The sequence below is a fragment of the Bradyrhizobium sp. HKCCYLS3013 genome, assembly GCF_051167615.1.
Classification (GTDB): Bacteria; Pseudomonadota; Alphaproteobacteria; order Rhizobiales; family Xanthobacteraceae; genus Bradyrhizobium.
The window spans coordinates 57,282-71,919 of the sequence record NZ_JBNPTK010000014.1 but is presented as its reverse complement, the minus strand read 5'-3'; the positions used below and the strand labels follow the sequence as shown (position 1 = coordinate 71,919).

Here is a 14,638-nt window from a genome sequence, read left to right as displayed (position 1 = left end):
CAAGCGGCAAGCGTCAGCCTTGCTGCTCGTCTTTCTTTGGCTCCGACATGCGGTCGAGCCGGTCCTGCATTTCCTTCATCTGGCGGCGCAGTTCGTCGATGTTGTCGTCGGCGGCGGCAGCAGCGGGCTCGGCGGCCTTCTCCTCGGCGCGGACCGCACCAGGCGCGAACGGCTTGAACATCGAGAAGGTCTGCTGGAACAGCTCCATGTTGCGGCGCACCTGCTCCTCGAGCGGCGCGAAAGGCGTCCCGCTGAAGGTGTCGGCGATCTGCTTGCGGAACTTCTCCTGCTCCTTGGTCAGCGTGTCGATCGACTGCTCCAGGTATTTGGGTACCACCATCTGCATGCTGTCGCCGTAGAAGCGGATCAACTGGCGCAGGAATGTGGTCGGCAGCAGGTTCTGTCCCGCCTTGTTCTCCTGCTCGAAGATGATCTGGGCGAGCACGGACCGGGTGATGTCGTCGCCGGTCTTGGCGTCGTAGACCAGGAAATCCTCCCCGTTCTTAACCATCGAGGCCAGATCTTCGAGGGTCACGTAGGTACTCGTCCCGGTATTGTAGAGCCGCCGGTTCGCGTATTTCTTGATCGTGGTGGGTTGGTCAGATTTCGCCATGAGCTCACACATGCAAACCGAGAACAGGGAACCCGGCGGCGTCGCCGCAGGGCGAAGAGCTACGCAATGCAATAACGTAATCACTTTCGGGCGAGTTCGGCTACGGTTTTGTGCGGAACGGTTAATCCCGCAGCAGAATTCCTGCTCACGAAACCGCCAAGCGTGCCAATTTGAATGCGCTGCAACAGGAATCGCTGATGCCGCCAATTGACATGTCGCAACGACGTTAACAGGATGAAGTGCGAAGGTTGCGCATCTGCCAATCCGAGGCTTGCGGACGGCCGGCGCGACCGTGAACGAAGAAATTCGGTTTGATTTCAAATACGCCCGATCTCTCAAGCCCTCGTTTCCACGTCCAAGATCAAGAACCCCAGGAGATGCTCATGTCAGACGATGTCGTCATCGTCAGCGCCGCCCGCACCGCGGTTGGAAGTTTCAACGGTGCCTTCGCCAGTGTCCCGGCCCATGAGCTGGGTGCGGTGGCCATCAAGGCCGCGCTGGAGCGCGCCGGTGTCGAGCCCGGCCGCGTCTCGGAGGTCATCATGGGCCAGATCCTGACTGCGGCGCAGGGCCAGAACCCGGCGCGCCAGGCCTCGATCGCCGCCGGCATTCCAGTCGAGAGCCCGGCCTGGGGCATCAACCAGCTGTGCGGCTCCGGCCTGCGCTCCGTTGCGCTCGGCTATCAGGCGCTCGTCAATGGCGACTCCGACATCGTGGTCGCCGGCGGCCAGGAGTCGATGAGCATGGCGGCGCATGCGCAATATCTGCGCGCCGGCGTGAAGATGGGCTCGCTCGATCTGGTCGACACGATGATCAAGGACGGCCTGTGGGACGCCTTCAATGGCTATCACATGGGCAACACCGCCGAGAACGTTGCGAAGCAATATCAGATCACGCGTGCGCAGCAGGACGAGTTCGCCGTTGCATCGCAGAACAAGGCCGAGGCGGCTCAGAAGGCCGGCAGGTTCAAGGACGAGATCGCGCCCGTGACGGTGAAGAGCCGCAAGGGCGACACTGTGGTCGACACCGACGAATATCCGCGTCATGGCGCGACGATCGAGGCCATGGCCAAGTTGCGCGCGGCCTTCGAGAAGGACGGCACGGTCACAGCCGGCAACGCGTCGGGCATCAATGACGGCGCAGCGGCCGTGGTGCTGATGACCGCCAAGCAGGCGGCCAAGGAAGGCAAGACCCCGCTCGCGCGGATCGTGTCCTGGGGCCAGGCCGGCGTCGATCCGAAGGTCATGGGCACCGGCCCGATCCCGGCGTCGCGCACGGCGCTGAAGAAGGCCGGTTGGAACATCGCCGACCTCGACCTGATCGAAGCCAACGAGGCGTTCGCCGCGCAGGCTTGTGCCGTGAACAAGGACCTCGGCTGGGATCCGGCCAAGGTCAACGTCAACGGCGGCGCGATCGCGATCGGCCATCCGATCGGCGCATCCGGCGCGCGCGTGCTCGTGACCCTGCTGCATGAGATGCAGAAGCGCGACGCTAAGAAGGGCCTCGCGACGCTGTGCATCGGCGGCGGCATGGGCATCGCGCTGTGCGTCGCACGCGACTAAAAAGCCGGCAGTGACTGCGAACCGTTCAGCCTTCGCAATCGCGTCCAGCTCAACTAAAGATCAACGCCCGGCGATCTCGCCGGGCGTTTTGTTCTTGATGTCCGTCAAACACGTCGCATAATCGACCACTAAAAAAATGGAGTTGAGCGAGCATGGATGGTCGTGCGGCAAGGTGATGGTCGCGCGGAGGTTCATGATCCAATAACAACGGTAGGCACGGTGGCAGCCAGAGGTTGTCCTGTGCGATCAGTCATCGAGGGAAGGATTCGACATGGCACGTGTGGCGTTGGTGACGGGGGGAACGCGCGGTATCGGAGCGGCGATCAGCAAGGCGCTGAAGGCGGCGGGATATAAGGTCGCGGCGAATTACGGCGGCAACGATGCCGCTGCGGAGAAGTTCAAGAGCGAGACCGAGATCCCCGTCTACAAATGGGACGTCAGCTCGTTCGAGGCTTGCGGTGAGGGCATCAAGAAGGTCGAAGCCGATCTCGGTCCCGTCGATGTCCTGATCAACAATGCCGGCATCACCCGTGACACCGCCTTCCACAAGATGACGCTCGAGCAATGGAGCGCGGTGATCAACACCAATCTCGGCTCGCTGTTCAACATGACCCGCCCGGTCATCGAGGGCATGCGCGCGCGCAAGTTCGGCCGCATCATCAACATCTCCTCGATCAACGGCCAGAAGGGCCAGTTCGGCCAGGTCAACTACTCCGCGGCGAAGGCCGGCGACATCGGCTTCACCAAGGCGCTCGCGCTGGAGACGGCCAAGGCCGGCATCACCGTCAACGTGATCTGCCCGGGCTACATCAACACCGAGATGGTGCAGGCGGTGCCGAAGGACGTGCTCGAGAAAGCCATCCTGCCGCTGATTCCGGTGGGGCGCCTCGGCGAGCCCGAGGAGATCGCGCGCGCTGTGGTGTTCCTCGCGGCCGACGAGGCAGGGGCCATCACCGGCTCGACGCTGTCGGTCAATGGCGGCCAGTACATGGTGTGATCTGCGCCGGCGGCGTTGCCTCCGGCCGCCGTCTGCGGCTAAGGAAAACGTGATGCCCGCGCTCGCCGCGGGCATTCACGTCTTGGACGCTCCCCGCACGGACGCAGGCGTGGGTGGCCGGCATGAGCCGGCCGTGACGGAGCCTGCCGCCTGATGTCCCAGCGCACTGCGACCCTGATCGGTCTGACCGCGATCCTGATGTGGTCGCTGCTCGCCTTGTTGACGGTCGCGACCGGCACGATTCCCGCCTTCCAACTGGCGGCAATGACCTTCGCGATCGGCGGTGCGGTCGGCCTGGCCAGTTTGATCCGTCGAGCGGCCGGGCTGGAGGTGCTGCGGCAGCCGGTGGCGGCGTGGGTCGTGGGCGTGGGCGGGCTGTTTGGCTACCACGCGCTTTATTTTCTGGCGCTGCGCTTCGCGCCACCGGCCGAGGCCGGGCTGCTGAACTATCTCTGGCCGCTGCTGATCGTGCTGTTCTCGGCCTTTCTGCCGGGCGAGCGGCTCGCGGTTCATCACGTGATCGGTGCCGGGATCGGTCTCGTCGGCACCGCGCTGCTGTTGCTCGGCAATGGTGCGAGCTTCGCTGCGAGCCAGTTGCCGGGGCTCGCGGCCGCCTTCGTCGCGGCGTTCGTGTGGGCGATCTATTCGGTGCTCTCGCGCCGTCTGAAGGCGGTGCCGACCGATGCCGTCGCCGGCTTCTGCCTGGCGACGTCCGCTCTCGCGGCCCTGGTCCATGTTGCGGTCGAGCGAACGGTCTGGCCTGACGGTCCGATGCAGTGGCTCGCTGTTGCCGGTCTCGGCATCGGTCCGGTCGGTGCTGCGTTCTATGCCTGGGACATCGGCATGAAGCGCGGCGACATTCGGGTGCTGGGTGCGGCGTCCTATGCGACGCCGCTGTTGTCGACGGCGTTCCTGATCGTTGCCGGCTACGCGCGGCCGAGCGCGACGATCGCCGTGGCGGCGCTGCTGATCGCCGGTGGCGGTCTGGTCGCGGCCAAGGACATGTTCCTTCTGCGCAAGCGCTGAGCGCTCGGGTGAAGGGCGAGGTGAGCGGAGTCAGGCCTCGCATGCGAACTTCGGCGGCCCAATCCGACGGTTATCCTTGATGCGCACTTAACCGTGCGCAAAACCAGCGCGCCGGCCGGTAGCTCACAACCGTCGATTACAGTTTGACGCGTTCTGCACCTAACCCGCCCTTTACCCGTCCTGAGCGATAGTCCCTGCGAAATGGTGCTGACAACGGGGCGGCAATGCCGGACGTGAGACGTTACATGGCCCGCGCGGCGGAGTTGTTTCGCGTTCCCGCCGACAATCCCGAGCTGACGCGTGCGCAGTTCCAGGCGTTCTCCAAGCAGGTGCCGCTGCTCTATTTCATTCTCATCACCAATAGTCTGGCGCTCGCCTACACGTTCCTGCCGGTGGCGCCGGCGTGGCTGACGATTTCAGTGCCGGCGCTGCTGTCGACGATTACCGGCGTTCGCATGCTGTGGTGGCTGCGGCAGGGCGAGTCCGCCAGCAGCGACGCCGAGGTGCTGCGCAACCTCCGTGTCACCAACCGGATTGCCGGTCCGATCGGAGCGCTGTTCGTCGTCTGGTCGTTCGCGTTGTTTCCCTATGGCGATCCGTTCGCCAAGGGGCAGGTCGCGTTCTACATGGCGGTCACGGTCATCGGCATCATCTTCTGCCTCATGCATCTGCGCTCCGCGGCGCTGATCGTGACCCTCGTGGTCATCGTCCCCTATGTCGTCTTCTTCATGTCCACGGGCGTTCACGCGCTGCGGGCGATCGCTGTCAATCAGCTGCTCGTGTCCGGCGCCATGGTCACGGTGCTGTTCATCTACTACCGCGATTTCGCTGCGCTGGTTGCCAGCCGCAAATCGCTGCTCGCGGAGCAGGCCGCGACGCAAGCGCTGTCGGATGAAAACTTCCGGCTCGCCAATCTGGATTCGCTGACCGATCTGCCCAATCGCCGTCGCTTCTTCTCGGAGCTCACGCAAGCCTTCGCCGAGGCCGAGCGGGACGGCACGCGGCTTGCCGTCGGCATCATCGATCTCGACGGCTTCAAGCCGATCAACGACACCTATGGGCATACGGTCGGCGACCGCGTGCTGATGGAGGCCGCGCGCCGCATCCGCGACGCCTGTGCCGGCCATGGCGGCCAGGTCCATCTCGCCCGGCTCGGCGGCGACGAGTTCGGACTGGTGGTCGCCGGCAATCCAACGGACGACGATCTGCTCAACCTCGGACGGCAGATCACCGACCTCATCAAGCTGCCTTATCAGTTCGACACGACTCATACGGGCCTGTCGTGCTCGACCGGCTTTGCGCTGTATCCGCGCTCGGCCATGGTTGCGGATGCGCTGTACGAATGCGCCGATTATGCGCTCTACCACGCCAAGCGTCGCGCCCGCGGCCAGGCCATCATCTTCTCGACCGAGCTCGAGGCGGAGATCCGCAGCCGCAGCGTGATCGAGCATCTGTTGCGCACGGCCGATTTCGACGCCGAGATGGATCTGGCGTTTCAGCCAATCATGGACGCCACGAACGCACGCACCACCGGCTTCGAGGTCCTGGCGCGCTGGCACAGTCCCAAGCTGGGCACGGTGTCGCCCGCGAGCTTCATCCCGGCCGCCGAGCGGATCGGCGTCATCCGCAGCCTGACGCGTTGTCTCCTGGTCAAGGCGCTCGCCGCGGCGCGGACCTGGCCGGACGACATTCGCGTGTCGTTCAATCTCTCCGCACACGACATCTGTTCTCCGGACGGCGTTCTTCCGCTGCTGGCCGTCATCCATGCCAGCGGTGTGCCGCCGCGCCGCATCGAGTTCGAGATCACCGAAACCGCCGTCACCTTCGATTTCGCTCGCGCCGAGCAGTCGATCGCGGCATTGAAGGCGATCGGTTGCGGCATCTCGCTGGACGATTTCGGCACCGGCTACTCGTCGCTCAGCCACGTTCACCGGCTGCCGCTCGACAAGCTCAAGGTCGACCGCAGTTTCGTGAGCGACGTCAATGCCAATCCGATCAGCCACAAGATCATCAAGTCGCTGACCGGCCTCTGCGCCGACATGGAAATTTCGTGCGTAGTCGAAGGTGTCGAGACCAAGGAGCAGCTCGACAGCCTGCGGCGTCTGGGCGCGGACTACATCCAGGGCTACTACTTCGCCAAGCCGATGCCGGCCGATGCGGTTTCCGGCTTCCTCGCCCAGGAGCGCGAGCGCTTCGCCGAGCCGGCCGCGAAGGTCGTCGGCGCGAGCGCCTGACTCAGACCTCCGGCTCCCAGCCGGGCGGCGCGAGTTCGAATCCTTCGAACATGAAGCCCGGCGCCACCGTGCAGCCGACGAGCGTCCAATCGCCGCTGCTCTCGGCGGCCTGCCAGGCATGGGCGGGCACCACCGCCTGCGGTTGCTGGCCGGCTGCGAGGTCGATGCCCAGCGTCGTCGTTTGCAGCGCCTGGCCTTCGGCGGCGATCCGCAAGGTCAGCGGTGCCCCGGCATAGAAGTGCCAGGTCTCGACTGCATCGACCCGGTGCCAATGCGAACGCTCGCCGCGCGCAAGCAGGAAATAGATCAGCGTCGATGCGGCGCGGCCGGAGGCGTCGACGGCCGGATCGCGAAACGTCTCGCGAAAATGTCCGCCCTCCGGATGCGGCTGCAGACCGAGACGCGCGATGATGTCGGCAGCCGAGAGCGTAGCCATCGTCCTCAGCCCTACGACTTGTTCTTGCGCTCGCGCAACTCGCCGAACACCTGCTCGGCGCTCGCGCCCTTCATGCGCAGCCGCAGCGCGACGGCCGGATCGTCGGCGCGCAGGAACACGTTGGTGTTCTTTTCGTCGCCGAGCAGCGACGGGATGGTCGGCCGGTTGGCGGCACGGAGCCGTCCCACCTCGTCGGCGCGGGCTTTCAGTGCCTCGTTGTCGCCGTCGACGGTGAGGGCGAATTTGACGTTCGATGCGGTGTATTCGTGGCCGCAATACAGCCTGAAATCGTCCGGCAGGGCGCGCAGCTTGAGCAGCGAGTCCCACATCATCGAATAGGTGCCCTCGAACACGCGGCCGCAGCCGACCGAGAACAGCGTGTCGGCCGCAAACAACGCCTTGTCGGCATCGAACACGTAGGAGACGTGGTCGAGCGTATGGCCTGGCGTTTCCAGCACGCGCGCGAGCAATTCGCCGATCTTCACGACATCGCCATGGGCGACTCGCAGATCGACGTTGGCGATCGCCGTCGTCTTGTCGTGCGGCGCGACGACCCGGCAGCCATATTTCTGCTTGAGCTCGGCGACGCCGCCGACGTGGTCGTGATGATGATGCGTGATCAGGATGTCGGTGAGCGTCCAGCCTTCGGCGTCCAACTGCCGGACGATCGGTCCGGCCTCGGGGGCGTCGATCGAGGCAGTCGCACCGGTCGCAGGGTCATGGATCAGATAGCCGAAATTGTCGGACAGGCAGGTGAAGGCGCGGATGTCGGCGGCCATGATGTCTCCGTCGGCGGGACCGGGCGAGGCACGATGGTCGCGCTCGCGATGCCAAGAGGTCGTGGAGGCGGAGCCCGGGCGCGGCGTTGCGGGCGGCCTCCGATGTGCCGCGCAGAGATATGGCGTTAACGCTGGAGGCGCAACGCAATATTGGGCGCGCGGCGGCGCGCGCCCGCATGATACATTGACGTCATGGACGTGATCGATCTGCGAAATTTCTATTCGGGTCGCCTCGGGATCGTCGCGCGGCTCCTGATCAACCGCGGTATCCGCGCGCGCTGGCCGAGCGCGGCCGGGCAGCGGGTGCTGGGCATCGGCTATCCCACGCCCTATCTCGGCTTGTTCCGCGAGGATTCCGAACGCTGCATCGCCTTCATGCCGGCGGCCCAGGGGGTGCTGAAATGGCCGACGGCACGGCCGACGCTGGCCTCGCTGGTGGACGAATTCTCGCTGCCGCTGCCTGATGCGGCGGTCGACCGCATCCTGATCGTGCATGCGCTGGAGATGTCGGACGACCCGGCCGGGCTGCTGCGCGAGATGTGGCGGGTGCTGGCGCCGGCGGGACGCATGATCATCGTGATCCCGAACCGGCGCGGCGTCTGGACGCGGACCGACAACACGCCGTTCGGCCATGGCCGGCCTTATTCGCGCTCGCAGATCACGCAGCTGCTGCGGCAGACCTGGTTCACGCCGACCGGCTGGGGCGAGGCGCTGTTCATGCCCCCGGTTGGCGGCTGGTTCCTGAAATCGGCGATGGCCTGGGAGCGCGTCGGCGCGGCGCTGTCGCTGCCGTTCGCCGGTGTCCACATCGTCGAGGCGACCAAGCAGGTCTACCGGGTGATCCCGGCGCGCCGCGAGCGCATCCGGCTGATCCCGCGGCTCGAACCGGTGCTGGCGCCGTCGCCGTCGGCCCCCGGATCCAGTGGCTCCGGTCGCCGCGAGGCCGGTCCGCCGTCGCGCGAGGGATGATCCCGGGCCGTTCTCCTGCGCGCCTCCCGCACAAAAAAACGGGTGGGCTCTGAGCCCACCCGTTTCGTCATGATGGAGCGTAATCGCTATTCGCCCGGATTGAGATCCTCGCTCGGCGCCGGTGCAGCAGCGGCCGCTTCAGTGCGCGGACCATGCGGACGCCGGCGGCGGCGCGGATAGCGCTCGGCAGCGCCCTCGAAGGCGGCCGGGGGATTGGCGATCTGCGGCTGCGGACCGGTGATGAAGGACGGCAGCCGATCGACGCCGCTGTCGGCGATGACGGGCTGGGGTTGCGGCTGCGGCTGGTACTGGACGGGCTGCGGACGCTCGCGGTGCTCGCGCGGCTCCCGCTCGCGATGCTCCCGCGGTTCACGGTGCTCCCGCGGCTCGCGGTGTTCGCGCGGCTCGCGATGCTCACGCGCTTCGCGATGCTCACGCGGCTGCTGCTCGCGCTGATAGGGCTGGTTGTCGCCGCGCTCGCGCTGGCCGCCTTCGCGGTCGCGCATGAAGGGCTGGGGTTGAGGCTGCGGCTGGGCCGGAACGAAGCCGGGCTCCTGGCCGAAATGCGAGAAGCTCTCGCCGTCATCATCGAGGTCGTCGACGGTCAGGTCCTCGGTGTTGCGCGGCTGCTGCGGCTGGTTCTGGCGGAACTGCTCCTGCGCGGCGGCAATCAGGCGGAAATAGTGCTCGGCGTGCTGGTAGTAATTTTCGGCGGCAACGGGGTCACCCGAGGAGCGGGCGTCGCGGGCAAGCTGGACATATTTCTCGGCGACATGAGAGGCTGTGCCGCGGATCTTGATGTCCGGCCCGTTGGACTCGAACACCCTGGTCAGCGGATTCTGGCCGCGCCGGTTATTATTGTTGTTACCGCTGTTCCGGTTGCGCATCCGCTTGTTGTTCTGACCGTTTCTCATGTCCTGCCTTTATTCCAACCCTGCGTTAGGAGCACCGATTGTCTGAGCACTGATTGTTATCGGATTACCGAGAGCGTATTGAATTACCTTCGTCGGGCTCGGACGCCTCGCGCGCGGTCCAAATGGTCCCGTCCGACCCATGCCGGTTCCGACATGCCGGTTCGACCCATGCCGATGTGATCGACAGCCGATTCTCTCGAAAAAAGCGCGTTCAAAACGCGTTCCCCACCCGCCAGCCCACAGGACCGGCGAACCACGTCATTCAGCCAGCCACGGCGAGATGCGCCACGACCGACCCAGTTTGCTTAGCGTAAGACCTCAAGTGCAAAGTCAGGCTTTCGTTCGCTTTGCAGTCGCGGGCTGCGCAGCCATCCGGCTCTCGCGCTCAGCAGATCTGCGTTCTGGAACCTATCGCCCGGCGTGGCTCTCTGGCATCTGACCGCGGCGGTGTTCCGTGAATACCGCTCGTCGTGGCCTGCACCGGTGCTGTGAATGGAACGTAGTCGCTCCCGGGGGATATTCCAAGAGCTTTTTCCGTATCCCCGGACCTTTACCGGAGCTTTTTTAGGCCCATGACGGTTCGGGGAATACCGGCCAGATCGGCCCGGATCGTCGAGGAATCGGCCGCCAGGCCAGCCCTCACCATCAATGCAGCGACGCCGTCACTCTGGCCAAGCCCGACCTCCACGATGACAGCGCCGCCTGGCCGAAGCAGGGCCGCTGCCTGCGGGATCAGCGCGCGGTAGGCGTCGAGCCCGTCCTTGCCTCCGTCCAGTGCGCGCAGCGGATCATGACTGCGCACCTCGACGTCGAGCTCGCTGATCTCGGACGACGGAATGTAGGGCGGGTTCGACACGATCAGGTCGAAGCCAGCGGACAGCGCTGCTGCATAGGAGCAGGCGACGAAGCCGGCGCGGTCGGCCAATCCGAGCGCGCGCGCATTGTCCCGCGCGGTGGCCAGCGCGCCGACGCTGATGTCGGTGCCGACGCCATGGGCCCGTGGCAGCTCGGACAGCAATGCCAGCAGGATCGCGCCGGAGCCGGTACCGAGATCGGCGATGCGCAAGGGGCGTGTCAGGGCGCCGCCGGCGGCGAGATGCTCGAGTGCCAGTTCGACCACGGTCTCGGTGTCCGGCCGCGGCACCAGCGTATCCGCCGAGAGCTGCAGCGGCAGGCCCCAGAACTCCTTGGCTCCGAGGAGGCGCGCCACCGGCTCGCCGACCAGCCGGCGTTGCACCAGCGCTTCCAGACGCTGCGCATCCGCGTGGGATAGCTGCCGTTGGCCATGCATTACGAGACCGGTGAGGTCGAGCTGAAGCGCATGGCCCAGAAGCAGCCGCGCATCGAGCTCCGGCGAATCGAGACCGGCGGCCGCAAAGCGGGCCGCAACCGCGCGCCGCGCCGAGTCGATGTTTGCGCCGGCGATGATCTCGGTCATCGCCAGCGCTCTCTCCACGGGTCATCCCCGCGAACGCGGGGATCCATACGCCGTGCCGTTGCGAGGCGGAAGGTCGGAGTTGCAGCCTTTGCCAGCCACGGATGCCTGTGGTGATGGGTCCCGGCGTTCGCCGGGACGACAGCTGATGTGCCGCAACACGGTCGCGCTTCGGTTGGCAGCGCGCAGGCGCCGCTCACGCCGCAGCGCCCTGCGCGGCAAGCTGTGCCGCCTGATGCTCCGTCGTCAGCGCGTCGATCAGTTCGCCCAGCGCTTCGCCCGCGATCACCTGCGGCAGCTTGTAGAGCGTCAGGTTGATGCGGTGGTCGGTGACGCGCCCCTGCGGGAAATTGTAGGTGCGGATGCGCTCCGAGCGGTCGCCGGAGCCGACCTTCTCCTTGCGGTCGGCGGAGCGCGCGGCGTCGACCTTCTGCCGCTCGGCGTCGTAGATGCGCGAGCGCAGGATGTTCATCGCCGAGGCGCGGTTCTTATGCTGCGAGCGGCTGTCCTGCATCATCACCACGATGCCGGTCGGAAGGTGGGTGATGCGGATCGCCGATTCGGTCTTGTTGACGTGCTGGCCGCCGGCGCCCTGCGCGCGCATGGTCTCGATGCGCAAATCGTCCTGCTTGATGTCGACGTCGACATCCTCGACCTCGGGCAGCACGGCGACCGTCGCCGCCGAGGTGTGGATGCGGCCCTGCGTCTCGGTATCCGGCACGCGCTGCACCCGGTGCACGCCGGATTCGAACTTCAGCTTGGCGAAGGCGCCGCGGCCCTGCACCTCGGCGATGATCTCCTTGTAGCCGCCGACGGTGCCTTCGGACGCCGAGATCACCTCGACCTTCCAGCCCTGCAGGGCGGCGAACCGTTCGTACATGCGGAACAGATCGCCGGCGAACAACGAGGCCTCGTCGCCGCCGGTGCCGGCGCGGATTTCGAGCACGACGTTGCGGTCGTCCATCGCGTCCTTGGGCAGCAGCGCGACACGGATCTTCTGCTCGAGCTCGCCGCGGCGCGCGATCAGCTCGTCGCGCTCGGCCTCGGCCATCGCCCGCATCTCGGCATCGGTGGCGGGATCGGCGATCAGCGCCTCGGTGTCGGCGAGTTCTTTGACTCCTGCACGATAAGCCTTCACCGCGTCGATCAGCGGATTGAGCTCGGCGAGCTCGCGGGTGATCTGCACGTAGCGGTCGGAATTGACCTGGCCGAGCAGCTCCGCCTCGAGCGAGGCGTGATGCGCGAGCAGGACATCGAGTTTGGCTTCGGGAAGCGACGACATGTTGCAATCTGATCTAGGAGCAAACGATACGGACGGAAGGCGGCCGGCGCGACAGGCCGGCTACAGCGCGAGGCCTTCGCTCTCGGCGAACTCGGTCAGCTTCTGCCGCATCGAGAAGCTGCCGGCCGGCGCGGCCAGCCATTCGGCCATCTTCGTCGCCGCCTTGCCGGCGTCCAGTTCGAGGATCATCGCCTTCACAGGGCCGTGCGCGGTGGCCGACAACGACAGCGAGCGGTAGCCGAGCGCGATCAGCGCCAATGCGCCGATCGGCTTGGAGGCCATCTCGCCGCACAGTGACACCGACCGTTTCGCCGCCTTGGCCTTGTGCACGATCTGCTGCAACGCCCGCAGGATCGGCGTCGACAGCGTGTCGAAGCGCTCGGAGACCTTGGCGTTGCCGCGATCGACCGCGAACAGGAACTGGAACAGGTCGTTCGAGCCGACCGAGATGAAATCGACCTTCGAAAGCAGCTCGTCGAGCTGATACAGCAGCGCCGGGACCTCGAGCATGGTGCCGACGTCGACGCGCTCCGGCAGCGTGTGGCCGTGCTGGCGCAGATAGGTCAGCTCGCGCTCGACGATCGCCTTGGCCGTGTCGAACTCGGCGACTTCCGAGATCATCGGGAACATGATGCGCAGCGAGCGGCCGCCGCCGGCGCGCAGCAGCGCCCGGATCTGGCCGCGCAGCAGGCCCGGACGGTCGAGGCCGAGGCGGATCGCGCGCCAGCCGAGCGCCGGGTTCTCCTCGATCACGGTCTCCATGTAGGGCAGCGCCTTGTCGCCGCCGATGTCCAACGTGCGGAACGTGACCGGCTTGTGGCCGGCGGCGTCGAGCACCGTGCGATACAGCGCCAGCTGGTCGCTGGAGCGCGGCAGGCTGGCGGACACCATGAACTGCAACTCGGTGCGGAACAGGCCGATGCCGGCGCTGCCGGTGTCCTCGATATGCGGCAGGTCGATGACCAGGCCGGCATTGATCATCAGCTCGACCGGCTGGCCGTCCTTGGTCACGCAGGGCTTGTTGCGCAGCTCGCCATATTGCGCCTGGCGGCGGGCGCGGAAGCGCACCCGTTCGGCATAGGCGGATTCGATCTCGGAGGACGGCCGAACGTAGATCGAGCCCGACGTGCCATCGACGATGATGGCGTCGCCGGGATCGGCGATGCCCGGCGCGTTCGGCACCTCGCCGACGGCGGGAATGCCGAGCGCACGCGCCACGATCGCGACATGCGAGTTGGCGGTGCCTTCCTCGAGCACGAGGCCGCGCAGCCGTTTGCGGTCGTAGTCGAGCAGCGCCGCCGGACCCATCGCGCGCGCGATCAGGATGGCGTTGTCGGGCAGGTGCTCGCGCCGCGGCGCGTGATCCTGGCCGACGAGCTGGCGCAGCAGCCGGTAGCCGAGATCCTCGAGATCGTGCAGGCGCTCGCGCAGATACGGATCGGTCGAGCGCAGCATGCGGGCGCGGGTGTCGGACTGCACGCGCTCGACGGCGGCTTCGGCCGTGAGGCCGGTCGCCACCGCCTCGTGCAGCTTGTGCGACCAGCCCTGATCGTTGGCGAACATGCGATAGGCTTCGAGCACCTCGCGGTGCTCGCCGCCATCGGCGACGTCACCGCGCTCCAGCATGCGGTCGAGGTCGGCGCGCAGCTTGAGCAGCGCGGCGTCGAGCCGCTTGATCTCCTTGGGCAGATCCTCGGCGATGTAGTTGTTGATGACGACGCGCGGCTCGTGCAGCACGACATGGCCGAGCGCGATGCCATCGGAGAGCACCGTACCGGTCTTGTGGATCGAGTGCCGCGCCGCCGGCTCGGCGCCGGGCTGGGCGAGCGCTGCGAGCTCGCCGGAGGCGATCATCTCGGCGAGCACCATCGCGGTGGTCTGCAGCGCCTCGACCTCTTCCTCGACATAGGTGCGCTTGGCGCGGTTCTGCACCACCAGCACGCCGAGCGTGTTGCCGGCGCGCAGGATCGGCACGCCGAGGAAGGAGTGGTAGATCTCCTCGCCGGTCTCCGGGCGATACGAGAAGGCGGGGTGGCTCTGCGCGTCGTTCAGGTTGAGCGGCGTGGCCTCGCTGGCGACGAGGCCGACAAGGCCCTCATGCGCGCTCAGCACGGTCATGTGCACGGCGTCGCGGTTCAGACCTTCGGTAGCGTAGAGCTCGAGCGTGTTGTCGACGCGCAGCACATAGACCGAGCAGACCTCAGCGACCATGTTGGCCGCGATCAGCACCACGATCTTGTCGAGCCGCTCCTGTGCCGAGACCTGCTCCGCCATGGTCTCGCGAAGCCGTCTGAGCAGGACGCGGGGGCCTCCCGACGCGCTTCGCATGTGGCACAATCCCCCTTCCTGGGGCCAGCCCGGCACGCGGCCGGATCTGGCGCTAAACTCGCG

The 14,638-nt window shown here is 66.3% G+C and carries 12 protein-coding genes; 5 read left to right on the top strand and 7 right to left on the bottom strand.

Annotation, left to right across the window (positions count from 1 at the left end):
• Nucleotides 1–13: 13 nt before the first annotated feature.
• Nucleotides 14–613, bottom strand: coding sequence for a polyhydroxyalkanoate synthesis repressor PhaR (gene phaR / locus ACQR1F_RS23505; protein ID WP_257167926.1), 600 nt, complete (start codon nucleotides 611–613; stop codon nucleotides 14–16).
• 383 nt (nucleotides 614–996) lie between these two features.
• Here phaR and ACQR1F_RS23500 point away from each other — a divergent pair, with 383 nt between their 5' ends.
• The 4 genes from ACQR1F_RS23500 to ACQR1F_RS23485 all read left to right on the top strand — a co-directional run bounded on the left by ACQR1F_RS23500 (nucleotide 997) and on the right by ACQR1F_RS23485 (nucleotide 6,432).
• Entirely contained in the window at nucleotides 997–2,175 is a 1,179-nt protein-coding gene (locus ACQR1F_RS23500; protein ID WP_315801746.1) for an acetyl-CoA C-acetyltransferase, read from the top strand.
• A 271-nt stretch (nucleotides 2,176–2,446) separates the two neighbouring features.
• Nucleotides 2,447–3,172 (top strand): beta-ketoacyl-ACP reductase, encoded by a 726-nt coding sequence (locus tag ACQR1F_RS23495; protein ID WP_316179215.1) that lies wholly within the window; start codon nucleotides 2,447–2,449, stop codon nucleotides 3,170–3,172.
• A 153-nt stretch (nucleotides 3,173–3,325) separates the two neighbouring features.
• A complete protein-coding gene (yddG, locus tag ACQR1F_RS23490; RefSeq protein ID WP_316179217.1) occupies nucleotides 3,326–4,198 on the top strand; it encodes an aromatic amino acid exporter YddG in 873 nt (290 codons plus the stop codon).
• 224 nt (nucleotides 4,199–4,422) lie between these two features.
• Nucleotides 4,423–6,432: a putative bifunctional diguanylate cyclase/phosphodiesterase gene (locus ACQR1F_RS23485; protein ID WP_315801743.1), complete on the top strand. Its 2,010-nt coding sequence runs from the start codon at nucleotides 4,423–4,425 to the stop codon at nucleotides 6,430–6,432.
• 1 nt (nucleotide 6,433) lies between these two features.
• Here ACQR1F_RS23485 and ACQR1F_RS23480 read toward each other — a convergent pair whose 3' ends face one another.
• Nucleotides 6,434–6,868: a cupin domain-containing protein gene (locus ACQR1F_RS23480; RefSeq protein WP_316215284.1), complete on the bottom strand. Its 435-nt coding sequence runs from the start codon at nucleotides 6,866–6,868 to the stop codon at nucleotides 6,434–6,436.
• Between the two features lie 11 nt (nucleotides 6,869–6,879).
• Complete coding sequence (gene gloB / locus ACQR1F_RS23475) at nucleotides 6,880–7,647, bottom strand: hydroxyacylglutathione hydrolase (RefSeq protein WP_315801741.1); 768 nt, start codon at nucleotides 7,645–7,647, stop codon at nucleotides 6,880–6,882.
• Nucleotides 7,648–7,839: 192 nt separating this feature from the next.
• Here gloB and ACQR1F_RS23470 point away from each other — a divergent pair, with 192 nt between their 5' ends.
• On the top strand, nucleotides 7,840–8,616 hold the full coding sequence (locus ACQR1F_RS23470; protein ID WP_315801740.1) for a class I SAM-dependent methyltransferase: 777 nt from the start codon (nucleotides 7,840–7,842) through the stop codon (nucleotides 8,614–8,616).
• Nucleotides 8,617–8,702: 86 nt separating this feature from the next.
• Here the strand turns inward: ACQR1F_RS23470 and ACQR1F_RS23465 are convergent, their stop codons facing one another.
• The 4 genes from ACQR1F_RS23465 to ptsP form a co-directional block, all read right to left on the bottom strand.
• Nucleotides 8,703–9,530 (bottom strand): DUF4167 domain-containing protein, encoded by an 828-nt coding sequence (locus ACQR1F_RS23465; RefSeq protein ID WP_315801739.1) that lies wholly within the window; start codon nucleotides 9,528–9,530, stop codon nucleotides 8,703–8,705.
• Between the two features lie 550 nt (nucleotides 9,531–10,080).
• Nucleotides 10,081–10,968 (bottom strand): peptide chain release factor N(5)-glutamine methyltransferase, encoded by an 888-nt coding sequence (gene prmC / locus ACQR1F_RS23460; RefSeq protein WP_434881362.1) that lies wholly within the window; start codon nucleotides 10,966–10,968, stop codon nucleotides 10,081–10,083.
• 193 nt (nucleotides 10,969–11,161) lie between these two features.
• Nucleotides 11,162–12,247, bottom strand: a complete 1,086-nt coding sequence (gene prfA, locus ACQR1F_RS23455; protein ID WP_316179225.1) for a peptide chain release factor 1 — start codon at nucleotides 12,245–12,247, stop codon at nucleotides 11,162–11,164.
• 60 nt (nucleotides 12,248–12,307) lie between these two features.
• Nucleotides 12,308–14,575, bottom strand: coding sequence for a phosphoenolpyruvate--protein phosphotransferase (gene ptsP, locus ACQR1F_RS23450; RefSeq protein ID WP_315715187.1), 2,268 nt, complete (start codon nucleotides 14,573–14,575; stop codon nucleotides 12,308–12,310).
• Between the last annotated feature and the right edge of the window lie 63 nt (nucleotides 14,576–14,638).

Coding starts and splice junctions, on each gene's coding strand:
- phaR (WP_257167926.1), bottom strand. CDS start 613: ATGGCGAAATCTGACCAACCCACCACGATCAAGAAATACGCGAACCGG.
- ACQR1F_RS23500 (WP_315801746.1), top strand. CDS start 997: ATGTCAGACGATGTCGTCATCGTCAGCGCCGCCCGCACCGCGGTTGGA.
- ACQR1F_RS23495 (WP_316179215.1), top strand. CDS start 2,447: ATGGCACGTGTGGCGTTGGTGACGGGGGGAACGCGCGGTATCGGAGCG.
- yddG (WP_316179217.1), top strand. CDS start 3,326: ATGTCCCAGCGCACTGCGACCCTGATCGGTCTGACCGCGATCCTGATG.
- ACQR1F_RS23485 (WP_315801743.1), top strand. CDS start 4,423: ATGCCGGACGTGAGACGTTACATGGCCCGCGCGGCGGAGTTGTTTCGC.
- ACQR1F_RS23480 (WP_316215284.1), bottom strand. CDS start 6,868: ATGGCTACGCTCTCGGCTGCCGACATCATCGCGCGTCTCGGTCTGCAG.
- gloB (WP_315801741.1), bottom strand. CDS start 7,647: ATGGCCGCCGACATCCGCGCCTTCACCTGCCTGTCCGACAATTTCGGC.
- ACQR1F_RS23470 (WP_315801740.1), top strand. CDS start 7,840: ATGGACGTGATCGATCTGCGAAATTTCTATTCGGGTCGCCTCGGGATC.
- ACQR1F_RS23465 (WP_315801739.1), bottom strand. CDS start 9,530: ATGAGAAACGGTCAGAACAACAAGCGGATGCGCAACCGGAACAGCGGT.
- prmC (WP_434881362.1), bottom strand. CDS start 10,968: ATGACCGAGATCATCGCCGGCGCAAACATCGACTCGGCGCGGCGCGCG.
- prfA (WP_316179225.1), bottom strand. CDS start 12,247: ATGTCGTCGCTTCCCGAAGCCAAACTCGATGTCCTGCTCGCGCATCAC.
- ptsP (WP_315715187.1), bottom strand. CDS start 14,575: ATGCGAAGCGCGTCGGGAGGCCCCCGCGTCCTGCTCAGACGGCTTCGC.